Annotated in this window: 16 protein-coding genes; 8 read left to right on the top strand and 8 right to left on the bottom strand. The window is 70.0% G+C overall.

All coding sequences use genetic code 11. The features are described 5' to 3' along the window. Window positions 1-759 (top strand): class I SAM-dependent methyltransferase, encoded by a 759-nt coding sequence (locus ACIBEI_RS34095; RefSeq protein ID WP_398894159.1) that lies wholly within the window; start codon window positions 1-3, stop codon window positions 757-759. Here the strand turns inward: ACIBEI_RS34095 and ACIBEI_RS34100 are convergent. Together ACIBEI_RS34100 and ACIBEI_RS34105 are read right to left on the bottom strand one after the other, a co-directional pair. Then, the gene (locus ACIBEI_RS34100) at window positions 698-1,204 is read right to left on the bottom strand and encodes a hypothetical protein (protein WP_398894160.1); all 507 of its coding nucleotides are present in this window, start codon (window positions 1,202-1,204) and stop codon (window positions 698-700) included. The genes ACIBEI_RS34095 and ACIBEI_RS34100 overlap by 62 nt on opposite strands. Further along, the gene (locus ACIBEI_RS34105) at window positions 1,201-1,779 is read right to left on the bottom strand and encodes a hypothetical protein (RefSeq protein WP_398894161.1); all 579 of its coding nucleotides are present in this window, start codon (window positions 1,777-1,779) and stop codon (window positions 1,201-1,203) included. Before ACIBEI_RS34105 ends, ACIBEI_RS34100 begins: the two co-directional genes overlap by 4 nt. 62 nt (window positions 1,780-1,841) lie before the next feature. Between ACIBEI_RS34105 and ACIBEI_RS34110 the strand changes: the two genes are divergently transcribed. Both ACIBEI_RS34110 and ACIBEI_RS34115 read left to right on the top strand, forming a co-directional pair. Next, on the top strand, window positions 1,842-2,813 hold the full coding sequence (locus tag ACIBEI_RS34110) for a helix-turn-helix transcriptional regulator (protein ID WP_398894163.1): 972 nt from the start codon (window positions 1,842-1,844) through the stop codon (window positions 2,811-2,813). 91 nt (window positions 2,814-2,904) lie between these two features. Continuing rightward, window positions 2,905-4,815 carry a rhamnogalacturonan lyase gene (locus ACIBEI_RS34115; RefSeq protein WP_398894164.1) on the top strand — a complete coding sequence of 637 codons (1,911 nt, stop codon included), beginning with the start codon at window positions 2,905-2,907 and terminating at the stop codon, window positions 4,813-4,815. Window positions 4,816-4,897: 82 nt separating this feature from the next. On the opposite strand, the gene ACIBEI_RS34120 is transcribed toward ACIBEI_RS34115, so the two are convergent. From ACIBEI_RS34120 to ACIBEI_RS34130, 3 genes are all read right to left on the bottom strand, one after another. Beyond that, window positions 4,898-5,395 (bottom strand): hypothetical protein, encoded by a 498-nt coding sequence (locus ACIBEI_RS34120; protein ID WP_398894166.1) that lies wholly within the window; start codon window positions 5,393-5,395, stop codon window positions 4,898-4,900. A gap of 237 nt (window positions 5,396-5,632) precedes the next feature. Beyond that, on the bottom strand, window positions 5,633-8,305 hold the full coding sequence (locus ACIBEI_RS34125; protein ID WP_398894167.1) for a cellulose binding domain-containing protein: 2,673 nt from the start codon (window positions 8,303-8,305) through the stop codon (window positions 5,633-5,635). Window positions 8,306-8,519: 214 nt separating this feature from the next. Continuing rightward, window positions 8,520-11,435, bottom strand: coding sequence for a glycoside hydrolase family 48 protein (locus tag ACIBEI_RS34130; protein WP_398894168.1), 2,916 nt, complete (start codon window positions 11,433-11,435; stop codon window positions 8,520-8,522). 482 nt (window positions 11,436-11,917) lie between these two features. Between ACIBEI_RS34130 and ACIBEI_RS34135 the strand changes: the two genes are divergently transcribed. Further along, window positions 11,918-13,630, top strand: coding sequence for a glycoside hydrolase family 6 protein (locus tag ACIBEI_RS34135; RefSeq protein WP_398894169.1), 1,713 nt, complete (start codon window positions 11,918-11,920; stop codon window positions 13,628-13,630). A 218-nt stretch (window positions 13,631-13,848) separates the two neighbouring features. Further along, window positions 13,849-14,757 (top strand): class I SAM-dependent methyltransferase, encoded by a 909-nt coding sequence (locus ACIBEI_RS34140; protein ID WP_398894170.1) that lies wholly within the window; start codon window positions 13,849-13,851, stop codon window positions 14,755-14,757. Between the two features lie 95 nt (window positions 14,758-14,852). Here the strand turns inward: ACIBEI_RS34140 and ACIBEI_RS34145 are convergent, their stop codons facing one another. After that, a complete protein-coding gene (locus ACIBEI_RS34145) occupies window positions 14,853-16,217 on the bottom strand; it encodes a glycosyltransferase family 39 protein (RefSeq protein WP_398894171.1) in 1,365 nt (454 codons plus the stop codon). 306 nt (window positions 16,218-16,523) lie between these two features. Here ACIBEI_RS34145 and ACIBEI_RS34150 point away from each other — a divergent pair, with 306 nt between their 5' ends. Together ACIBEI_RS34150 and ACIBEI_RS34155 are read left to right on the top strand one after the other, a co-directional pair. Beyond that, a complete protein-coding gene (locus tag ACIBEI_RS34150) occupies window positions 16,524-20,036 on the top strand; it encodes a hypothetical protein (RefSeq protein WP_398894173.1) in 3,513 nt (1,170 codons plus the stop codon). Window positions 20,037-20,148: 112 nt separating this feature from the next. Further along, window positions 20,149-20,850: an SDR family oxidoreductase gene (locus ACIBEI_RS34155; protein ID WP_398894174.1), complete on the top strand. Its 702-nt coding sequence runs from the start codon at window positions 20,149-20,151 to the stop codon at window positions 20,848-20,850. An 84-nt stretch (window positions 20,851-20,934) separates the two neighbouring features. On the opposite strand, the gene ACIBEI_RS34160 is transcribed toward ACIBEI_RS34155, so the two are convergent. Both ACIBEI_RS34160 and ACIBEI_RS34165 read right to left on the bottom strand, forming a co-directional pair. Continuing rightward, window positions 20,935-21,636 carry a glycoside hydrolase family 75 protein gene (locus tag ACIBEI_RS34160; RefSeq protein ID WP_398894176.1) on the bottom strand — a complete coding sequence of 234 codons (702 nt, stop codon included), beginning with the start codon at window positions 21,634-21,636 and terminating at the stop codon, window positions 20,935-20,937. Window positions 21,637-21,944: 308 nt separating this feature from the next. Next, a complete protein-coding gene (locus tag ACIBEI_RS34165) occupies window positions 21,945-22,733 on the bottom strand; it encodes an aldo/keto reductase (protein WP_398894322.1) in 789 nt (262 codons plus the stop codon). A 289-nt stretch (window positions 22,734-23,022) separates the two neighbouring features. Between ACIBEI_RS34165 and ACIBEI_RS34170 the strand changes: the two genes are divergently transcribed. Beyond that, on the top strand, window positions 23,023-23,811 hold the full coding sequence (locus ACIBEI_RS34170; protein ID WP_398894178.1) for a Tat pathway signal sequence domain protein: 789 nt from the start codon (window positions 23,023-23,025) through the stop codon (window positions 23,809-23,811). The last annotated feature ends 31 nt before the right edge of the window (window positions 23,812-23,842 follow it).

Raw genomic sequence — 23,842 nt, forward strand, 5'->3', positions numbered from 1 at the left:
GTGTTCGACTACGACAAGGAAGCCGAGCGGTACGACGTGTCCCGCGGCGGCGAACCCCGTGCCGCCGCGGCCGCGAGCGCAGTGCTCGGACTGATCCCCGAGGGCACGGGCAACCTCCTCGACATCGCCTGCGGCACCGGCATCGTGACGCGTCGGCTCGCGGAGTCCGGTCTCGACGTGGCGGGCGCCGACGCGGCGTACGGCATGCTGCGGCGGGCAGCCGAGCGCGTACCCGGCCGCGTGGTCCTCGCGGACACCCGCCAACTCCCCTTTCCGGACGCCTCGTTCGGTGCCGTCACGGCCGTCTGGCTGCTGCACCTGCTGGACGACGCGGAGCGGGTCGTCGCCGAGGCGGCCCGGGTGCTGCGGCCCGGCGGTGTCTTCGTCACGACCGTCGACAAGGCCGCCTCGCACGACGTCCGCAGCGACATCGACGCCGTGATGGCCCCGCGCCCGCGCCGCGCGGCCCGCGACCGCGACGACCTCGTGGGGTCCTTTGCCGACCGGCACGCCCTGATCCCGGCGGGCCGGGCGTGCTTCCGCGGCTACGGCCAGGGCCGGGCCCCGGCTCGGGCCGCCGCCGACGTACGGCGCGGCTGGTACACACTGCTGCCGCCGGGCGCGCCCCTCACCGAGAAACTCGCGCAACGCCTGGAACAGCTCCCGGACCAGCATGTCCCGCGCCCCGACCCGAAGTTCAAGCTGCGGGCGTTCCGGAAGCCGGGGCCGGCCCTGGGCCCGCCGGGAGCCGGCGTGTGAAGTCCATGACCCAGTTGGTCACCCACGTCTTCTCGCCGTCCACGGAGAACGCCTGCTCCCAGCGGGCCGTGGTCGCCGAGATCCCCGACCACACGAACCGCACACGCACGTCCTTGCCGTCGTACGTGTCGTCCCCGTAGAACTCGCCCCGACCGTCAGTGAATTGGCCGATCACGGGCGGGAACAGTCGGCCGATGCGACTGCTGGACCAGTTCAGCGACCACTGCCCGGTCTCCCGGTCGCGCAGCCGCAGGGTCAGCCCCTTCCACCCCTGGCCGGGCACGTCCATCTCGTCGATGTTGCCTGCCCCGTCGAACAGGCTCCAGCAACGGTTCGTGGCCGGGAACTCCTCCCACCCGCTCCCGGCGTCCAGGAAGTCGGTGCGGCGGCGATGGGCCACATCCCACTCGCCGACGAAGAAGTCGAAGTCGTGCGGCGTGCTCATGAACGGTCTCCCGTCGTGCCCTCGGGCAGGCAGTCGGCCATATAGGCGTCGAGGTCGGGGGCATCGGGCGCGAGCATGTGCCGCACCCAGGCGTCGCGCTCGTGCAGGATCGGCGGCAGCTCCCAGACACAGCCGATCCACGGCAGGTCGGGGGCGATGAAGTGCGTCGGGTCCCGGTCCGGACAGCCGAGCACCGGCTGACCCGCCGCGGCACCCATGAAGTGCAGGACGTTGTCCCACACCCAGCTGTACGCGTTCAGATAGGCACCGTCGTCGGCGCCCCGGTGCAGCACGACGAACGTCGCGGGCGGCGTGCCGTCTTGATTGGCTCCGCTTCCGGGCGCCTTAGCCGGTGTCGGCGCGCCCCAGCGGCTCCGCCCGCCCGCTTCCGGCAGCAGCTTCGGCAGCATCGCGTACGCCGCCTCCTGGACGTCGGGCGCGATCCCCGCGGGGTCGGTGGTCACGTGGTAGCGCTTGATCCGCCGCCCCGCCACCTCGATGGGCGGCGGCACGGTCAGCAGTTTCTCCGCGAAGGTTCGGGAGGTCATGGCCGTCTTGGATGTCTCTGAGGTCATGAGAGGACGCTAGGGCCGCTTCACTGACACCTACTGTCAGTGAAGCCTGGCATTCTGGAGAGGTGAAGTCAGCCCGCCTCGTCTCGATCCTCCTGCTCCTCCAGACCCGGGGCCGGATGACCGCCGCCGACCTCGCCGAGGAGCTGGAGGTCTCGGTGCGCACGGTCTACCGAGACGTCGAGGCACTCAGCGCCGCCGGCATCCCGCTGTACGGCGACGCGGGACACGCGGGCGGCTACCGCCTCCTCGACGGCTACCGCACCCGGCTGACCGGCCTCACCGCGGGCGAGGCGGAGGCCCTGTTCCTCGCGGGTGCGCCCGGACCCGCCGCCGAGCTGGGCCTCGGCACGGTCCTGGCCGCCGCCCAGCTCAAGGTGCGCGCCGCTCTCCCACGCGAGCTGCGCGAGCACGCCGACCGCATCAGCGGCCGCTTCCACCTGGACGCGCCCGGCTGGTACGCCGACACCGACAGCGGGGGAGGCCCGTACCTCCCCGCCGTCGCCGACGCGGTCTGGAACAGCCGCGTCCTGAACGTCCTGTACCGCCGCTGGCGCGAGCCCACCGACGTGGAACGCCGCCTCGAACCGTACGGCCTCGTCCTCAAGGCGGGCCGCTGGTACGTCGTCGCGGGCCCCGGACCGCGTACGTTCCGGGTCGACCAGATCCTCGAACTGGCCGCGTCCGGCGAGGAGTTCACCCGCCCCGACGACTTCGACCTCGCCGCGTACTGGATGGCGTACCAGAGGGACTTCCACGACCGGCTGCACCGGGGCGAGGCGGTGGTCCGGCTGGCCCCGGGCGCACGCCTCACCGGACCGGCGGGAGACGCCGTACGGGCCAACGGCCGCACGGACGCGGACGGTTGGACCTTGGCCACCGTCCCCATCGAGTCCGTCGACCACGCACACGGCGAGTTCCTCCGTCTCGGCACGGACGTCGAGGTGCTGGAACCGGCCGAGTTGCGTGAGCGCATCGCGGAGACGATCGCCGCCCTGTCCCGCACGTACGACGTGTCCCGCACGCAGGACGCATAGACAGCGCTTGCTGAATCGCGGCAACTCCCGTGCCTCCAGCGGCAACTGAGGTAGCAGAACCCGTCTGCCCCTCCCAGGGAGGTACGTCACCGTGCAGCACCCGCAACGCAGACGCAGCAGCAGGACGAGGACCAGGAGCAGGACCAGGGCCAGGGCCAGGGCCAGGCTCCTCCTCACCACCGTCGTCGCCGGGGCCCTCGCCGCCGCAGGGCTCACCTCGCTCACCGCGACTCCGGCCCATGCCGCGACCGCGCGCCAGGTCGAGAAGCTGGACCGGGGTGTGGTCAGCGTCCACACCGACGCCGGTAACCTCGTCAGCTGGCGCTGGCTCGGCACCGACCCGAACGACGTCTCGTTCAACGTCTACCGGGCCGGTACGAAGGTCAACTCGACCCCGGTCACCGGCTCGACGAACTACTTCCACTCCGGCGCGCCCTCCCAGGCCGACTACACGGTCCGCGCGGTCGTGGGCGGCGTCGAGCAGGGCGACTCGGTCCACGCGATCCAGTTCCGTACCGGATACAAGGACGTGCCCATCAGCCCGCCCGCCGGCGGCACCACCCCCGACGGCGTCGCGTACACCTACGAGGCCAACGACGCCTCGGTCGGCGATCTCGACGGCGACGGCGCGCTCGACTTCGTCCTGAAGTGGCAGCCGACGAACGCCAAGGACAACTCCCAGTCCGGCTACACCGGCAACACGATCGTCGACGGAATCAAGCTCGACGGCACCCGGCTGTGGCGCATCGACCTGGGCCGCAACATCCGCTCGGGCGCGCACTACACGCAGTTCCAGGTGTACGACTACGACGGCGACGGCAAGGCCGAGGTGGCCGCGAAGACCGCCGACGCCACGGTCGACGGAACGGGCGCGGTCATCGGCAGCTCCTCCGCGGACCACCGCAATTCCAGCGGCTACGTTCTCGCCGGACCCGAGTACCTGACCATGTTCAACGGCCAGACGGGCAGGGCGATGCAGAGCGTCGACTACGTCCCGGCGCGGGGCACGGTCTCGTCGTGGGGCGACTCGTACGGCAACCGCGTGGACCGGTTCCTCGCCGGGACCGCGTACCTGGACGGCGCCCGGCCCTCGCTCATCATGGCCCGCGGCTACTACACGCGTTCGGTGATCGCGGCCTGGGACTGGCGCAACGGGGCGTTCACGCGGCGCTGGACCTTCGACACCAACTCCTCTACCAACACCGGCAAGGGCTTCGACGGCCAGGGTTCGCACAGTCTGTCCGTCGGCGACGTCGACAACGACGGCAAGGACGAGATCGTCTACGGGGCGATGGCCGTCGACGACAACGGCAACGGCCTGTGGACCACGAGGACAGGCCACGGCGACGCCCAGCACCTGGGCGACCTGGACCCGGGGACATCGGGCCTTGAGTATTTCAAGGTCTCCGAATCCACCTCCCAGCCCGCCGAGTTGTACATCAACCCCGCCAACGGCGCGATCCGCTGGCAGCTCGCCGCCTGCTGCGACAACGGCCGGGGAGTGGCGGGGGACATCTACGCGGGCAACGCCGGCGCCGAGATGTGGTCCGCCTCCGACACGAGCATCCGTGACAAGTCCGGCGCCACCAAGGGCCGCGAGCCCTCCTCCGTCAACTTCCTGTCCTGGTGGGACGGGGACACCATCCGCGAACTCCTGGACGGCACCCGCATCGACAAGTACGGCACATCCGCCGACACCCGCCTGCTGACCGGCGCCTCGGTCCACTCCAACAACGGCACCAAGGCGACCCCGGCGCTGTCCGGCGACCTCTTCGGCGACTGGCGCGAGGAGGTCGTCTGGGCCACCGGCGACAACACGGCCCTGCGCGTCTACTCCACCCCGAACGAGACCACCACGAAGATCACGACTCTCCTCCACGACACGATGTACCGCACGGGCATCGCCTGGCAGAACACCGCGTACAACCAGCCGCCACACCCGAGCTTCTACATCGGCAACGGCATGCCGGCGGCTCCGCGGCCGACGGTTTACACTCCGTGACCTGCTGAAACGGGTTCCAGGGTGAGGTGAATGGGCGGCCGTCCGAGCTCATGGGGCGGCCGCCGAACTCGCGCACGGCCCGTCAGCCGACCTTCTTCCACGTCTGGCATCCGGTGGACTGGAACGCCCCGTCGCCGCTGGAGATGGTGACCGTGGTGGGGCCCTTGACGTTGCCGTTGGTGATGATGTCCTCGAAGTCGCCCGACGTGCCCTTGAGCCGTGCCCAGTAGCAGTTCGGGATCACCGAATCCTCGGCGCCCGCAGTCTTGTAGGTGCCTGCCTTGATGTCGTCTCCGACGACGAAGGTTCCGTCGCCGGGGATGGTGGCGACCTTCGGCGCGGGCTTCTTCGACGGCTTCGCCGTGACGGTCTCCGTTTCGGTGACCGTGACCTCCGGTGCCGGCTCGGCGTCGGCCTTCAGCTCGGCGGGGGTGGCGGTCACGGTGACGGTCGGCCGTGCGGAGACCTTCTTGCCGGAATCCTCCCCGCCGGACGCTCCGATGCCGGCCCCGACGAGCAACAGGACGGCTGCGGCGGGGATCGCGACGCGCTTGCGCGCCCAGCCCGGCCGGGGAGGCACGGGCGGCTGCAGGGGAGGACCCCACTGTGGCTGCGGAGGCGTGGACGGCGGCGGTCCGAAAGACATGGGTCCCCCCAGGGTTGTGGAGGAATGACCGTAACGGGAGGGATGGAGAAAGTGTGAGGGATGTGCGCGAGTGGTGACTTAGTTGTGATCTGAACCAAGGTGGACGGGTCTCTGCTGCGGAAGGGCGCGGGCCGCTTCCGGCCCGCGCCCTCCCGTTCGTCCGGCCCGGTGTCAGGTCACCGTGCAGGACTGGTCACCGAGCTTGAACGCCGCCGGAGTCCCGTTCGTCCCCGACCAGCTCCCCGTGAAGCCGAAGCTCACCGACGAACCGGCCGCGACATTCGCGTTCCAGCCCAGGTTCTTCATCGTGACCGCCGCTCCGGACTGTGTGTGCTCGGCGTTCCACACCTGGGTGACACCCTGGCCGTTGGGAAAGGACCAGCCAAGTGCCCAGCCGTTCCAGGCGGTTGAGCCGGTGTTGCTGAGCCGGACGTCCGCCTGGAAACCGCCCGACCACTGGTTTGTGATCTTGTACGTCACCGCGCAGGCGCCGGTCGGTGTCGGGTCCGTGCCGCCGCCCCCGCCTCCGCCGTCCGCGTCGGACGAGTCGCCGTAGATGACGCCCCGGCCGTTCGTCGACACGTACACGCGCCCGTAGACGCGCGGATCACCGGTGATGGCCGCGCCCGTCCAACCCCACTGGTGGGCATCGTCGTTGATGCGGGTCCAGGTCGCGCCCTTGTCCGTGGAGCGGAAGATGCCGCGGACGCCGCCGATCTTCGCGCTCGTGTAGAGGCTCTGGTAGGAGGCGCCGGCCGCCGCCTTGCCGAAGCCGATCGTGTCGGCCTGCTCGACGCCCGACAGCTTGGTGAAGGTCGCGCCGCCGTCGGTGGAGTGCCACAGCCCGTACGCGCCGTCGCTCGCGCCGCCCGCCAGCCACACGTCACCCTTCGTGCCCGGCAGCGCCTTGAACCGTACGCTGTCGCCGCTCGGCAGCCCGGTCGCGGACGAGGCGGTGAAGGAGACTCCGCCGTCCGAACTGACGTAGAACCTGCCGGACTTGAAGCCGTAGAAGACCTTCGGGTCGACCCGGTCCGACTCGACGATCGCGCCGGCCGGGATGCCGGTCGACGCCGACCACGACGTGCCGAACCCCGTCGCGTGGTGGACGCCCGCGCCCTCCGGGCTCCACACGAAGCGGCTTCCGTCGGACGCCGCCGCGACCGTGCCGCCGCCGCTGACCCCCGAAGGGTCGGTGCCCGCAAACCAGTTGGCGCCGTTGTCCGTGGAGAACGCCACATGCGGACCAGAGTCGAGATTGCCGGCCCGCACCACCGTGCCCGGGTTGGACTCCGCGAAGTCGAGGCTCGTCGTCGTGGTGAAGTTCGGCGAAGTGAACATCATCGGGGGGACCTTGGTGAGATCCGTGTGCCGGAAGCCGCCGATGTCGCCCAGCGCGCTGAGGAGTTGGGCCCCGCCGGACGGGGGAGCGGCCAGGTCGTTCACGGCCGTCTCCTCCAGCCCCTGCGCCATCGGCTTGATGGTGAACTGGCCGCCGCTGTCCCACTGGCCCAGGTTCTCCGTGCCGTAGACCGTCGCGCCCGTCCCGTACATCATCCGGGCCGAGTTGAACGGATCGATCTCCAACGCCTCGGTCATCCAGCCCAGTTTGGGCGCCTGCTCAGGCGGTGACGGATTGGCGCCCCAGCTCAGCCACGGCGAGGACGAGACGTCCATCGTGTAGCGGTTCGAGCGGTTGGGGTACGAGGTGTAGTCCCAGGCCTTCGTCCAGGTTCCGCCGCTGTTCGTGGAGCGGAAGATCTGGGTGTCCGGCCACCAGGAGCTGTACGCCGTCGCCATGACCGTGCCCGGCTTCTGCCGGTCGACCGTCAGCCCGCTGAAGCCGTAGTAGGTGTCCGCCTCCGCGACCGGGCTGATGTCCGTCCAGGTGCCGGTCGCCGTCGCGTACCGCCACAGCCGACCCTTGCCGCCGTCGTACGGGCCGCCCTTGTCGCTGTACGCGAGATAGAGGTAGCCGTTCACCGCGTCGAGGACGCCCTTGTGGGCCAGGTATCCCGTGGGCTGCCCGGCGAGCCGGGACCAGGTCGCGCCCGCGTCGGTGGAGCGGTAGACGGCGTTGTCCTTGTCGGCGACACCGACGTAGATGGTCCCGGTCGCGTTGGTGCCCGTGCCGGTCGACTCGTCGAAGGTCACCCAGGCGATGCCCTGGTTGTCGGAGGCGTACCCGCTCGTGTCGGTCGGATCCTGCACGTAGTTGCCGACGTTGGGGAAATTCGTCACCTGCGACCAGGAGGCACCCGAGTCCGTGGACCGCCACAACCCCTTGCCGCTCGGGGCGCCCAGATACAGCACGCTGTTCCTGTGGGGGTCGACAGCGAGCCGTTCACCCATGCCGCGCCCGGGCATGTTGCCGCCCAGCTTGAACGGCAGATCGGCCTTCTGCCAGGTCGCGCCCCGGTCGGAGGACCTGAGCACGGCCCCGTTCCCGGGGTCCCAACTGTTCGTGTACGTCCCGACGGCCGCGTACACCTTGCTCGGCGAGACCGCGTCGGAGGCCAGGCTCACGACGCCGGTGTGGCCCCAGCGGTCCCAGCCCACCGAGTCGAGCAGCGGGGTCCAGCTCTTCGACGACTCCTGCCAGCGGTAGGCGCCACCGATGTCGGTCCGGGCGTACGCGAGGTTCCTCTCGGACCGGTTGAAGACGATGCCGGGAACGAACCCGCCACCGTCGATGCGCGCGTTCTTCCAGGTGTACGTGTCGGCGGCGATGGACGCCGCAGGGGCCTCCTTCTCGACGGCCTGCGCGGCGAGCGCGGGAGGAGTGCCGGCGAGCAGCCCGGCGGCAAGCCCGAGCACGGCGGTGAGGACGGGGGTTCTTCGCACGGTGACTCTCCTTGCGTGGGGGGACGAAGACGCGAAAGGCGCGTGTGGACCGGACGGCCCCCGGTGGAGTGGGGGGACCGTCCGGCCCGGCGCACGCGAAGCTCTGGGCGCCCCGAGCCCCTCAGGGGCGCGGGGAACTGCGCGACCAGCCACATCAGGCCCGCAGCCTACGTACCGCCCAACCCGCGGAGCGCCACGCGGAGCGGCAACGGGGCTATTCGAGGAGCTCCGCGTACGAACCCATCGCGAGAGCGATATCCGCCTGGGCCCAGAACCGGTGATACGTGAACGAGGGCGCGGCCCCGCCCGCCAGATACGCCTCGATCTTCGACCAGGCCGGATCGTCCTCGTAGAACGAGCGGATCGAGTCGAAGGTCGACGACGAGTTGATCGTGTCGCCGTTCGGCATCCTGCCGGTCCAGCCACTCGGGACGTACACGCCGTCGTCGAAGCGGTTGTAGTCGGCGCGGGTCTCCGGGACCGCGATGCCCAGCGCGTCCTGATTGTTCTCCCACATGCCGTCGAGCAGCGCCTTGGCCGTGGCCCCGGCCTGTGTGTCACCGGAGCGGTCGGCGTAGTACGTCAGGGTCTTGGCGTACGCGGCCGCCACGCCGACGTCGTCCGTGTAGTCGGCGACGGTGACGTGAAGTCCCGTGTTCCCACCGGGACTTGACGCGTTCCAGGTGTCAGGCTTACCCGACCACTGGAGGGTGTTCGGGATGCGGAAGGAGCCGTCCGGGTTGACCGTGGTCTTGGACAGCGCCCAGTCGACCCACTTGTCGAGGACGACCTTGGCGTCCGCGTCACCCGTCTGCTGGTAGTACTCGGCGACCCGCTCCATCGACCACGCCTGGAAGCCGAACCACTGGTTGGACGGCGGGTCGTGGTAGACGGGCTTCTCGTCGTAGAACATGCCGTAGAAGGTCGGCGTCCCGGAAGGCGGCGTCGCGTACCGCCCCTGCCAGCTGTTGGTCGCGCCGCCCGCGATGGCCCCCTCGCTGGACTGCAGCCAGCGGTAGAACTCCAGCTGCCGGTCGAGGGACTTGGCCCAATCCGCCTGCCCTGTGGCCGACTTGGGCTTCAGGTCGGCGTACGAGCTGAGCGCGTACGCCGCCAGGGGGTTCTGGTAGCCGCCGTGGGTGTGGCTGGAGCCGATGCGCCAGGCCCAGCCCGCCGAGGCGTCGGTGGCGCCGCCCCACGCGTAGTACCAGTTCAGCAGGTAGTGCGAGGCGTCCTTGCCGGTGCCGGCCGGGCAGGTCGACGGCCCCACGCAGTTGCCGATTTTCTTGAAGTACTTGTCGTACATGGAGTAGCGGAGATAGTCGCCCATCTTCGCGGCCTTGCCGACGGTCGCCGTGACGGCGGAGCCGTTGCCCTGCTGCTTGGCCCAGATGTCGGCCCAGTACGCGGCCTGCACGGCCCGCGCGTCGGCGTCGGGGGCGTTGGTGAACTTCCACTGCTTGGCGTACGAGGCGTCCTTGGTGAACAGGTCCAAGTACCCGTTCGTGCCGCCGTACTTGAAGGCGTCACACGTCGGCTGGGGCACGGTCTCCCACACCGACTCCTGCGATCCGCGCTGGAAGGTGTTGATGTACGAGGGACCGGTGTCCGTCGGACCCGCCTCGCACTTGCCGGGCGAATTGCCGTACCCGTAGACGTTGTCGACGTCCTGCAGCCAGTGCATGCCGTAGATGTCGTCCGTGCCGTACGCGCTCTTCAGCTCGGCGGCGATCGGGTCGGAGCCGACCGACACACCGGTGTCGAGCTGCGCCGGGTACTCGTTCGGGGTGTCGTGCTCGGGCGCGTAGGTCGCCGGCTTCGAGGCGTTGTAGAACGAGTTCGTCGGCTGGTCGGCCTTCGTGGGGATCATGAACTTCTCCATGATCTCCCAGGCCCCGTTGAACCTGGACCAGTCGCCCGTCACCTTGCCGTACATGGCCTGGAGCCAGAGCAGATAGCTGTACGCCTCCGACGTCGTCTCATGGCCGTGGTCGGGCGCCTCGACGATCAGCGTCTCCACCGAGTGGTACGGGATGCCCTCCGGCGAGAAGTAGCCGTTCGCCGGGTTGGTGATCTTCCCGTAGAGCTCCAGGAAGCGGGCGTCGTACTCCTTCGACGCGGCGAGCTGCGTGACGGTGACCGCGCCCTTCGCGTGCCCGGTGGCCGTCGACTCGAAAGTCGCCGAACCGGTGCCCGAGGCGGCGGCCGTGACGGTCACCTTCTGGGCGGTGTTCCAGTTCGACGGGGTGAAGGTGAGCGACGCCCCGGCGGTGACGGACAGGCCCGTGTTGCCGCTCGCTCGAGCGGTCGCCACGGTCACGTTCGCCGAGGGCTGGGTCGAGAGCTTCACGTCGTACGTCCCCGACTTGCCCTGCTGGACGCCCAGTTGGGTCGGCGAGACCACCACGGCGGGACCCGAGGCGACCGTGATGCCGACCGGCGTGGACTCCGCCGACGCGCCCAGGCTGTCGTACGCCTTCGCGAGCAGCGAATGACTGCCCACGGTCAAGCCGGAGGCTGAGAGCGAGTACGGCGAACTCGTGTCGGTGCCCAGCAGCGTCGTGTTGTCGTAGAACTCGACCTTGCTGATCGTCGCGTTGTCCGCCGCCGCGGCGGTCGCGGCGAGCGGGACCGTGGCGCCCTGGGAGTACACGGCGCCCGCGGTGGGGCTGGTCAGCACGGTGATCGGCGGCTGGTGGGCGCCGGCGCAGGCCGTGCCGTTGATCGCGAAGGACGTGGGCGCGGCGTTGGTGCCGCTGTACGTGAACTGGGCGCCGGTCGTCACCGCGGCACCCACCCCGATCGTCCCGTTCCAGGACGCGTTCCTCGCGGTGACCGTCCTGCCGGACTGCGACCACGTACCGCTCCAGCCGCTGCTGAGCTGCTGGTTGCCCGCGTAGTCGTACGTCAGGGTCCAGCCGCTGATCGCCTCCGTGCCGCGGTTGGTGAGGGTGAGCTCGGCGGTGAAGCCGGAGCCCCAGTCGTTCGTCTTGTAGTCGACGCTGCACTGGACGGCCGCCGCCTGAGCGGGGGTCGCGCCGGTGGCCAGTGTGGTCAACGGAAGGGCGAGGGCCGCCACCACGGCGGTCCACATCCGCCGCGCGAGGCGGCGTCTCCGTCTGGATGCCATGTTCTGGTTCCTCTCCATGCGGCTCGGAGATGGGGGGAGGGGCAACAAGCCTTGAACCAGTGGGAGCGCTCCCATAGTGGGGATGAGGGTCGAAGGGGTCAAGGTGCTTGAAGAGTCGAAATGATTCGATAGATCAAGAGTGCAACTCCTCTGTCCTTTACCAACACTTGGCGCTACCTTCTTCGGCACCAGTGGGAGCGGTTCCATCAGTCGACACGTCCGTCACGACGTGTCAGAGCTGCAAGGAGTCGCTCATGCGACATCCCCCGCGTTCATCTCTTTTAGTGGCCTGCGCTGCGGATCTCTGTCATGAGCACCGCAAGTGCATCGCTCGTGTCACCGCTACGGGAGTCGCGCCCGCCTGCCCGGTGGAGTGCTCCGAACTCACCCTCATCCCCCATGACGACGGCACTCCCACGCCGTCGTACGGCATCGGGCTGCGCGATCGTCCGCGCTCCCTCGACGGATAGGACACCCCGCACATGAGCCGTACCAGAACAGCAATCCTCGCGGCGATGGCGCTCGTGGCCGGCACCGCGGGCGCCGCCGTCGCGGCGATACCGCCGGACGTCGGCGTGGCCGCCATTCCCTGCACTGTCGACTACAAGGTGCAGAACCAGTGGGACTCCGGCTTCACCGCCGCGGTCACCGTCACCAACAACAGCGCGGCCAAGTCGAGTTGGGCCGTGAAGTGGTCGTACGCCGGAAACCAGAAGGTCACCAGCGGCTGGAACGCGAAGCTCAGCCAGAGCGGCACCGCCGTCACCGCGGCCAACGAGAGCTACAACGGCACGCTGGGGACAGGGAGTTCGGTCAGCTTCGGCTTCAACGGCACCTACAGCGGCACCAACGCGCTGCCCACCACCTTCACCCTGGACGGAGTGACCTGCAACGTCGACGACGGTGGCGGCGGCCCCGGACCCACGGACCCGCCGGTCCCGGGCGCCAAGGTCGACAACCCGTACGCGGGCGCCAAGGTGTACGTGAACCCGGAGTGGAAGGCGAAGGCCACCGTGGAGACCGGGGGCAGCCGGATAGCCAACCAGCCGACGGGCGTGTGGCTCGACCGGATCGCCGCCATCAACGGCGTGAACGGCGGCATGGGCCTGCGCGCCCACCTGGACGCGGCGCTCGCGCAGAAGGGCTCCGACGAACTGGTCGTCCAACTGGTCATCTACAACCTGCCGGGCCGTGACTGCGCGGCCCTCGCCTCCAACGGCGAACTCGGCCCGACGGAGATCGACAAGTACAGGACCCAGTACATCGACCCGATCGCGGCCATCCTCAAGGACACCAAGTACGCGGGTCTGCGGATCGTCACGACCGTCGAGATCGACTCGCTGCCGAACCTCGTCACGAACGTCTCGCCGCGCGTCACCGCCACCGCCAACTGCGACACGATGAAGGCGAACGGCAACTACGTGAAGGGCGTCGGCTACGCGCTGAACAAGCTCGGCGACGCGCCCAACGTCTACAACTACGTGGACGCCGGCCACCACGGCTGGCTCGGCTGGGACGACAACTTCGCGCCCTCGGCCGCCCTGTTCAAGGAGGCGGCCACCGCCGAGGGCGCGACCGTCGCCGATGTGCACGGCTTCATCGTGAACACCGCCAACTACAGCGCCCTCAAGGAGAACCACTTCACGATCAACGACTCCGTGAACGGCGCGTCGGTCCGTACGTCGAAGTGGATCGACTGGAACCGGTACGTCGACGAGCAGTCGTACGCGCAGGCCATGCGCAGCCAGTTGGTCTCGATCGGCTTCCCGTCCGGGATCGGCATGCTGATCGACACCTCTCGCAACGGCTGGGGCGGCACGGCACGGCCCACCGGTCCCGGGGCGACGACCAACGTCGACACCTACGTCGACGGAGGCCGTTACGACCGGCGCATCCACCTCGGCAACTGGTGCAACCAGTCGGGCGCGGGCCTCGGCGAGCGGCCGCAGGCATCACCGGCGACCGGCATCGACGCGTACGTGTGGATGAAGCCGCCGGGTGAGTCGGACGGGTCGAGCACCGCCATCCCCAACGACGAGGGCAAGGGCTTCGACCGGATGTGCGACCCGACGTACACCGGCAACCCGCGGAACAACAACAACATGTCGGGCGCGCTGCCGAACGCGCCGCTGTCCGGGCACTGGTTCTCGGCGCAGTTCCAGGAGCTCATGAAGAACGCGTATCCGGCGTTGTGACCTTCCGCTGGTGCGGGTCGCCTGAGCGGGTGGTTTGTCTGCGGCTGAGTGGGGGCTGGTCGCGCAGTTCCTCGCGCCCCTAAAAGCCACAAGATTGCGCCGTTCCCCGCGCCCCCTGACAGGGGCGTGGGGAACTCTTTGCTGTTTCCGCAAGGCGAGTAGCTGTTCTGGGGAGGTGGTAGCACGCTGTCCGTATCCCGGACGAGAGGCTTGGAACCATGGCACACGACCACGGGCAGCACGACGAACAGGGTCACGAACACGGTTACGGGCACGGCCACACGCACACCCACATCGACTTCGCGGAGATGCTTCCGATGCTGGAGCAGGAGGCCGAGCTGTTCACGCCGCTCTACGCGGAGGCGGCGGGCTGGCTGCGGGAGCGGCAGCCGGAGCCCGAGATGATCGTGGACGTGGGCAGCGGTCCCGGTGTCATCTCCTGTCTGCTCGCCGACACGTTCCCCAAGGCGCGGGTCGTCGCCGTGGACGGCGCCGGGCCCCTCTTGGAGGCGGCCCGCGCCCGTGCCGCCCGCCTCGGGATCGCCGACCGCTTCAGCACACTGGAGGCCGAACTCGGCGACGGGCTCGGCGACTTGGAGTACCCGGCCGATCTTCTCTGGGCCAGCAGGTCCCTGCACCACGTCGGTGACCAGCGGGCCGCCCTCGCCGGATTCGCCGAGCGGCTCGCGCCCGGCGGTGTCCTCGCCCTGCTGGAGGGCGGCCTGCCCTCGCGCTACCTTCCACGCGACATCGGCATCGGCCGGCCCGGTCTGCAGGCCCGGCTGGACGCGGTGGAGCAGGAGTGGTTCACGCGGATGCGGGGCGAGCTGCCGGGGGCGGCCGAGGAGACCGAGGACTGGGCCGGCCTCCTGACGGCTGTCGGCCTGCGTCACGCGGCGACCCGTACGTTCCTGCTCGATCTGCCCGCGCCTCTGTCGGAGGAGGGCCGCGCCTTCGTCGCGACCAGCCTCGGCCACCGCCGGACCGGGCTCGCGGAGGGCCTTGAGCCCGATGATCTCGCTCTGCTCGACCGGCTCCTCGACGCGGACGACAAGGCGAGCGTGTATCAGCGGCCCGATGTGTTCGTGCTTGCCGCGATGACTGTGTATGTCGGGGTGAAGGCTTAGCTTTTCGCACGATGTCGTCGTCATCGTGCGGGTGGTGGGGGCTGGTCGCGCAGTTCCCCGCGCCTCTGAAGGGCTGCGCACCCGGGTGCGGACCCTCAGCATTGGCCCGGGCGTGCGTATGCGGTGACCTGGGCTCCGTGTACCTCGCGCGTGTCGCACTCCTCGAAGTGGGCCTGGAGCACGTTCCGTTTCACGGCCTCCCCCGCGAAGGCGTCCAGTGGCTGGCCCGCCGGGTCGCGGACCGTGACGATCCTGGGGGTGGCGAGCATGCGGGTGCGGATGGCGGAGGGGGACACCTCCGTGCCGTACAAGGTGCGGGAGGCGTGCGGACCGCGGTCGAGGGCGAGGTCGCGGAGGCCCGCGACGGCCTGCGGATACGGCAGGGACCACACGCGGCGTCGCAGCGGCATGTAGAGGATGCCGTCTCCAGGCTCGCTCATTTTCTGGAGGGCGCGGGCGATGGCCGTGACGTCGTCGGTGCGGCTCGCGGGGTCGCGCAGGTGCAGGGTGCCGGGGACCAGGGCGCAGACGGTCGCCGCCGCAGCAACCCGTATCCAGCCCAGCCTGCCGAGCCGATGGAGCGCGGCGCCGATCAGCAGGGCGAGTCCGGCGTTGCCGTAGAGGACGTATCGGTCCACGTACAGGGGCTGGAGCACGGACGTCAGCATGAGCAGGGCCGCGGGTGCGATGAGAAGGGCGAGCGCGAGTGTCCTGAGATCCACGGTCCGGCCGGTACCCAGGGGGAGGACGCGCGCGCAGGCCAGGCCCAGGGCCGCCACGCTCCCGAACGTGATGTACGAGACGACGTCGAAGCCGATCCACCCCACCTGCTGCGACTGGCCCGCGCTCAGTACCGCGACAGGCGCGAGCCCGAGGACCACGGCGGCCGCGGTGACCGCCCAGCCGCGCCGGGCCGCGCGCGGGACGGCCGGCGCGTGCGCGGCCAGGGCGAGGACCGCGAACTCGTGCAGCAGACAGGCCGCGAGCATCAGCGCGCCGTAGCCGGCCCAGACCTTGGCGTTCCGCGCGGTCACCGCCGACACCAGCGCATACGTGGCCCACACGACCAGCGCGCACACGAGCGCGTACGAACGGCCCTCCTGCGCGTACTCCTGGACAGGCGGGAGGAGCGCGAAGACGAGGCCCGCGAGCAGTCCCGAACGCGGGCCCGCCAATCGGTTCCCGAGCCGGATCACTCCCGCTGTAGCCGCCGCTGTGGCGAGGACCGACGGCAGTCGCATCACGAGGAGCGGGTCGGCGCCGCCGAACACGGCATACAGGGTGTGAACGAGGAGGTAGTGCGCGCCGTGCACCGCGTCCGCGTTGCCGAGCGTGGCCCACAGGTCGGGGAGACTCCGGTGCGCCATGTCGTACGTGACCGCCTCGTCCCGCCACAGCGAACCACCCCGGCGGACACCCCACAGGCCGAGCGCGAGGGTGACGAGGACGGGCAGCAGCAAGAGGAGCGGTCCGGGGCGCCGGGGGGCGACGCCCTGGAGGCGCACGATCGTTGTGGGGGCCGGGCGGGCGGACTGCGCGGTGGCGATGACGGGCTCCCGTACGTGGGCGTCGCCGACGGGGTGACGACGGAGGGACTCGGAGACGTCGAGTCCAGCCGTCGCGGGATTGATGCGCAGGCCCGTTCCGGGCGCCTATCAATCGGATCCGGCGGCTCCTGGCGTGGTCGGACGCCGGCCGGTGCGGTTGCGGCGCTTGCTACCGTGCCGTGGGAAACGGTTGTGTCCGGGGGACGGGGGGAGACACCTGTGGGACGCCGGGAGAAACCGCTGGACCCGGCCGCGGGGCCCGTGCAGCGCTTCGCGTACGAACTGCGCAAGCTGCGGGACGGGGCGGGCGCACCCACCTACCGGGACATGGCCCGGGACGTCCGCTATTCGGCACCGACGCTCTCCGCCGCGGCGGCCGGCGAACGGCTGCCCTCGCTGCCGGTGCTCCTCGCCTACGTCACCGCGTGTGGCGGTGATCCGCGCGAGTGGGAGCGCCGGTGGGGCGAGGCGCTCGCCGAGGAGGCAGACGACCGGGCGCCGCAGGACGGCGACTCGCCGTATCCCGGGCTGGCCCGCTTCGGGACGGACGAGCGGTACGCGTTCCACGGGCGCGACGAGTTGGTCGCGGAACTCCTCGAACTGACCGGCAGGCGACGGATCCTGGCCGTCATCGGTGCCTCCGGCAGCGGCAAGTCGTCGCTACTGCGCGCCGGACTGATACCCGCCCTGCGTGCATCCGGCGACGGGCTCGCCGCCATCAGGATCCTCACCCCGGGGGATCGTCCCGCCCGCACCCACCGTGCCCTTTTCACTCCGCGCGCCACGGACGGCAGCGGGGAGAGGGGCGGCGCGAGCAACGGGGCGAGGGGTGAGGGCGGAGAGCACGCCGGGGAAACGGCCGGCGACACACTGCTCGTCGTCGATCAGTTCGAGGAGGTGTTCTCGCTCTGCCGCAATCCAAGCGAACGGGCCGCGTTCCTCGACCAGTTGCTCGCCGCGCGAGACCCCGACAGCAGGCTCCGTGTGATCCTGGCCGTCCGCGCGGACTTCTACGGCCGCTGCGCCGAGCACGGCCCGCTCGCCGAGGCGCTGTCCGACGCGAACATCCTCGTCGGACCCATGCCGCCCGACCGCCTGCGCGAGGCGATCGTCCGGCCCGCCGTCACCGCCCGGCTAGTCGTCGAACGCGCTCTGACCGCCCGGATCATGGCCGATGTGGCGGGCGAACCGGGCGGACTGCCGTTGATGGCGCACGCCCTGCGCGAGGTCTGGCGGCGCCGCTCCGGCAAGACGCTCACCGAGGCCGCGTACGACGCGATCGGGGGCGTACGCGGTGCCGTCGCCCACACCGCGGAGGAGATCCACGGCACATTCACGGCGGCCGAAGCCACCGCTGCCCGAGCCCTGTTGCTGCGCATGGTGTCGCCGGGTGACGGCACCTCCGACACCCGCCGCCCTGTGGAGCGCGCCGAACTCGCCGCCGACCCCGCCACGGAGCGGGTACTCGAACGCCTCGTCCGCGCCCGTCTGTTGACGGTCGACGGCACGGTCGTCGACTTCGCCCACGAGGCGCTCATCGACGGCTGGCCCCGGTTGAAAAGCTGGATCGACGAGGACCGGGAGCGCCTGCGGCTGCACCGGCGGCTGACCGAGTCGGCCCAGGCGTGGTCCGAACTCGCTCACGACCCGGGCGCGTTGTACCGCGGGACCCGGCTCACCGCGGCCCGCGAGACTTTCACCGACCCCGCGGGCCTGAGCCCGCTGGAGCGCGACTTCCTGACCGCGAGCATCGAGTCGTACGAGCGCGGGGTGCGCGCGGCCACGCGTACCACCCGGCGGCTGCGCACCCTCACGGCCGCGCTGGCGGCGCTGCTGTGCGTCGCTGTCCTGGCCGGCCTGTCCGCCTGGCGCCAGAGTGGCACGAACGCCCGGCAGCGCGACGAGGCCGAGGCCCGCCGGATCGCCGACGTGGCGGGGGAGTTGCGCACGTCCGACCCGCGTACCGCGATGCGGCTGTCCGTCGCGGCCTGGCGAATCGCGGATCTGCCGGAGACACGGGCGGCGGTCCGGACGGCCGCGGGGCGGCGGGAACAGACGGCGTACACCCCGCCCGGCGAACTGCCCCAGAACGCGCCCTCGTGGCTGAGCGGGGACGGTCGCCTGCTGACCACGGTGTCGCGCGACCGGGTCACACAGTGGGACGTGCGCGCGGAGCGCGAGGTCCGGTCCGTGAAGGTGCCCGGGATCTCCAAAGGCGTCACCGATGTGTCCAGGGACGGACGGTGGATCGCCCACCACGCCGAAGGAGGGGTTACCGTACGGGACTTGACGAGCCGGACGACACGGCACGTCCCGACCGGTGACTGGCGCGACGACGACGGGGTGTTCTCACCGAGCAGCCGCCTGTTCGTCGACAAACGGCACATGGGCGGGGACCGCGCACGGGTCCAGGTATGGGACGTGCGGCGGCAGAAGCGCCTCTTCACGTACGGGCGCGCGGAGGACGGCGGCCATATGCCGGTGGTGAGCCCGGACGACCGGCTGGTCGCCTGGTGCATCCGCCCCAAGGCCAGGCTGGAGATCCACGACGTGGTCACCGGCCGTCGTGTGATGCCCAATTGGCCGCGCCGTATGGCGCAGCGCTTCTGCGGCCCCACCGGGGACGAGTTCGACTTCACACCCGACGGCAGGGCTGTCGCCGTCGTGAACACGGACGGTGTCCACACCTGGGACTTCCGTGCAGGGCGTGAGCGCGAGGCCCTGCCGCTGAACGGCGTCGGTCAGACGGCCGTGCGCTTCGACAGCACGGGCGACTACGCCCTGACCTGGTCCGGTGGCCTCTTCGCGGTCTGGCGCACGGACAGTTCCGACCGACCGCTCATCACCTTTCCCGTCTCCAACCGCACCGTGAGCGAGTACCGGCTGGACACGGAGGACGCGGTGCTGCGCTACCGCGAGGGCGGTCAGACGAACAGCGTCCGTACGCTCTCGCTCGACGGCCTCGTCGGTGATGTGACGTGGCGTCAGAAGGCACTCACCCACGCGGTGTTCGACCAGGGCGGGAGGGCGATATCGTCCCCGGGGCCGGCGTACATGGCCCGGGCCGTGTCCCCGGACGGCACACTCTTCACCGCCATCAACACGGCCAGCGGCCTGGAGGTCCGGCGGAGGGGCGACCGGCCCAGGAGCTGGATGGTGGGGACGCCGCAGATGGACGCGGTGGCCATCGCCCCCACCGGACGCACCGTCCTCGACATGGACGGCGAGCTGATCGACGTGCCGACGGGCCGTAGGAGCAAGGCGGTTCGAGGAGAGGACACGGTGGACGCGGCGGCCTTCAGCCCCGACGGGCGTTACCTGGCCATCGCGACCACCAACGGGCGGACCTCCCTGTGGGACGTCCGTGGGCGGCACCGGATCGCCGTCCTCGTCGACACCGACGATGCGATGTCACCCCCGGTGTTCGCCTTCTCCGCCGATGGCTCACTGCTCGCGGTGGGCGACGAGGACGGCTCCGTACGCGTCTGGGAGACCGCGTCGTCCCGACAGGCGCCCGCGTCGGTGCAGGTGGGGGACGGCCCGGTGCTTGCGGTCGGATTCACCACCGGCAACCGGGAGTTGAGGCTGGCCACGCCACATCTGCCCCCGCGGGGGTACGCGCTGGCCCCGGAGAGCGCCGCCACGGCTGTGTGCGCCCGGGCGGGTGGTGGCGCGACCGAGGAGCAGTGGCGTTTGTACCTGCCCAACGTGTCCTACCGGCGAACGTGCTGACGATGGCGTCCGCCGGGACGTGTTGACATCGAGTGCTCTCCAAGTGATGGACTCCAGGCACTTCGTGACGGACACGACACGGACATGACGCGAGTACGGCTTGGGGGAACGTATGACTGACTCACCAGTGGCGCTGATCACCGGCGGCGGCAGCGGGATCGGCGCGGCGGTGGCGCGGCAGTTGCTCGACGCCGGGCACCGGGTGACGGTGACGGGGCGCGGGGAGGAGCGGCTGCGCGGGTTCGCGGAACAACTCGGCAAGCCCGAGGGGCTGTTGACGATCAGGGGTGACGCGGCGGACTACGACCACGTCCAGGCTGCCGTCGAGGCGACGGTGAAGGAGTTCGGACGGCTCGACACCGTCGTCGCCAACGCCGGGTACGCCACGCACGACACCGTCGCCGAGGGCGATCCGGCCGGGTGGCGGGACATGGTGCTGACCAATGTGCTCGGCCCCGCGCTGCTCATCCGGGCGTCGATCGACCGGCTGAAGGAGACGCGGGGGCGGATCGTGCTCGTCGGCAGCGTCGCGGGCCACATCCACGGTCCCGGCAACATCTACGGAGCGACGAAGTGGGCCGTGACCGGGCTCGCCGAGAACACCCGGCGGCAGGTCACCGAGTACGGCGTGGGCGTGACTCTGATCTCGCCCGGCCGGGTGGAGACACCGTTCTGGGACGGCCTCGGCAGCCTGCCGCCCGGACATCTGCTCACCTCGGACCAGATCGCGGAGTCGGTCGTCTGGGCGATCCGGCAGCCGAGCGGGGTGGATGTGAACACCGTCGTCGTACGGCCGATCGGCCAGCCGGTCTGAGCAGCCAGGTCGAGCCGGTCTGAGCGTCAGGTCGAGCCGGTCTGATCCGGTCTGAGTCGGGGGACATGAGAGGTTCGCCGGTCCTCAGTTGTTTGAATCTTGGTTGTCGTCAAGGAACTGCTCCGCCAGCTCCTCGCCGAGGGACACCGTCGCTGCCTGGTCCTCGATGGGGGAGACCTGGGAGTTGGTGAAGACGATGTACGTCACTCCGGAGGCCGCGCCGCCGGTCGCCGGGTCGGGATTGATGCCGAGGGCGCGCGCGGTGGCGTACGAGGCCTCGCCGATGATCTTCGTGGGGCCTGTGTCACCGACGACGGCGTACTGGACCTCGTCGCCGTGGATCACCGCCGCCACGCTGCCGCCCCTGATGCCGGAGGCCGTGTAGTTCCAGATGTCGCTGGGGCCGGGCACCACGACGTACGGGAGTTCCTCGGAGTTCAGCGGTCTGCCGTCGGACTGGTGGAAGGCCGTCTGGTCCTGGAACCACGGGTCGGTGCGCTTGTTGCACTCGGTGGTGACCTGGCCGTCGCAGTCGATGTCCATGTCGGCCTTCCAGAAGACCGCGCCGTTCATGCCGCACACGGGGACGGTGGCCGGCGCCCCCACGTCGAGGCTGTATTTGCCGTTCGAGATCTGCGAGCAGGACGTCATCTCGGCGAGCAGGTCGGCCGCGGTGACCGTACCCTCCGGAGCCTGTACGGGAGCGGCGCCCGCCGGGAGGGTCGCGGCGGCGAGGAGCGCGGTGCCTGCTGCGGCGGCGGCGAGGGTCAGTGTTCGAGTGCGCACTGTGGGAGGACCCTTCTGGGCCTTGGGGACGTCACGCGGCGGGGCGACGTGCATCCGACGTGTGGGGGGACATCGACGGGGACATATGTGTGCTCGCTGAACGGGTACTCGGGCGAGCCTGACCGATCCCCCTCCCATCGGCGAGGATGCCGCGCCTTTTCTCACCCGCCCGCCGCATCCACGACACCGTGTCGGCCCCGAACACACCGAACACACGACAAAGCCGCCGCCCGAGCATGTCGGGCGGCGGCTTCCGGTACCCCGGGTTGTGCGGCTGTGGCGTACGACCGTGTCGTGCGGCCGTACGGTCAGTCGTTGACGTCCGCCGGGTTCGAGCCGAGCCGGCGGTCCTCGTTGAGCGCGCTGATCGCGGCGATGTCCTCGGTGTCGAGGGAGAAGTCGAAGACGTCGATGTTCTCCTTGATCCGGGACGGGGTCACGGACTTGGGGATCACCACGTTTCCGAGCTGGACGTGCCAGCGCAGGACGACCTGGGCCGGCGTGCGGTTGTGCTTCTGGGCGATGGCCACGATCGCCGGGACCTCCAGCAGGCCCCTGCCCGAACCGAGCGGGGACCAGGCCTCGGTGGCGATGCCCTGCTGCGCGTGGTACTCGCGGGACGCGTGCTGCTGGAGGTGCGGGTGCAGCTCGATCTGGTTGACGGCCGGAATGACGGACGTCGCGTCGATCAGCTTCTCCAGGTGCTCCGGAAGGAAGTTGGAGACACCGATCGACTTGGCACGGCCGTCCGCGTAGAGCTTCTCGAAGGCCTTGTACGAGTCGATGTACTTCTCCTTGGCCGGCATCGGCCAGTGGATGAGGTACAGGTCGACGTAGTCGAGGCCGAGCTTCTCCAGGGACGCGTCGAACGCGCGCAGTGTCGAGTCGTATCCCTGGTCGGCGTTCCAGAGCTTGGTGGTGACGAAGAGATCCTTGCGGGCGACGCCGGAGGCGGCGAGGCCCCGGCCGGTGCCGGTTTCGTTGCCGTAGATCGCCGCGGTGTCGATGCTGCGGTACCCGGCCTCCAGCGCGGTGGCGACCGCCCGCTCCGCCTCGTCGTCCGGCACCTGCCAGACCCCGAAGCCCAGCTGGGGCATCTCGACGCCGTTGTTCAGGATGATCGGGGGGACCTTGCTCACGAGCTCTCGATCCTTCAGTCGTCGGGTGGTACTCCCATCGTCAACGATCACGGGCCGTCGCGCATTCCTGTCCTGTTTTTCGGTCTTTTCGGTCCCGTGCCCGCGCCGAACGAACGGGAGATTGGCCGGAAACCTACCCGGGTTCATAGGTCCGAACCATTGACCGCGTCTCGTCAGGCCGAGGACTCTTTGCATGTTGGTGAACGGAGTGCACGTATATGAACTCGACGACGAGGATGAGGGACCCATGACCCCCACACGTAGGAACCTGCTCGGTGCGGCACTGGGCGGCGTGGCCGCCGCGGCCGTCGGTTCACCCGCTCTCGCGGCACCCGCCGCGTCCTGGCAGCTCAAGTGGTCCCCGTCGGCGCGCACCAACGGGCTGGGCGCCTTCGAGACCCTGGAGGACGACCGCGCGGGCTCGCACCCCGCGGCCTCCCCGCACATCTACGCCACGGGCGACAACTGGCGCTTCAACATGCACACCGTCGACCGCGACACGTCGACGGACCGCCAACGGCACGAGGTCACCGGCCTGCGCAACGGCTCCGGCAGCAACTACCTCAAGTGGACCGAGGGCCAGACCTGGCGGGTGACGTACTCGATGTACATCCCCAGCTCCCTCAAGGCGACCACCACCTTCACCCACATCATGCAGATGAAGCAGCCCGGCACCGGCAGCTCGCCGATCGTCGTGCAGTCGCTCCGGCGGGTGAACGGCGTGCAGACCATCGAGCTCAAGCTCTTCGAGAGCGACATCCTCGTCGGCCGCACGAACCTCGAACCCCTGCACAACAAATGGATCGACGTCGACTTCCAGATCAAGGTCGGCAACGGCTCGGCCGGTTCGGTCCGCTGGATCCTGAAGAACGGCTCGACGACGGTCGTCGACGCGTCACGCACAGGCGTGGACACGTTTCTGGCCGACCGCGTACGCCCCAAGTGGGGCATCTACCGCTCCCTCGGCGACACGTCCGGGTCCCTCCAGGACTGCTATCTGCTGCTTTCGAACATGCGGGGTTACCAGCTGGTGTGAGCCGCTCGTGCGGGCCGCGTGTCTGTGGCCG

Origin of the sequence: Streptomyces sp. NPDC050988, assembly GCF_044456225.1 — a bacterium.
In the GTDB taxonomy this organism is placed as follows: Bacteria; Actinomycetota; Actinomycetes; order Streptomycetales; family Streptomycetaceae; genus Streptomyces.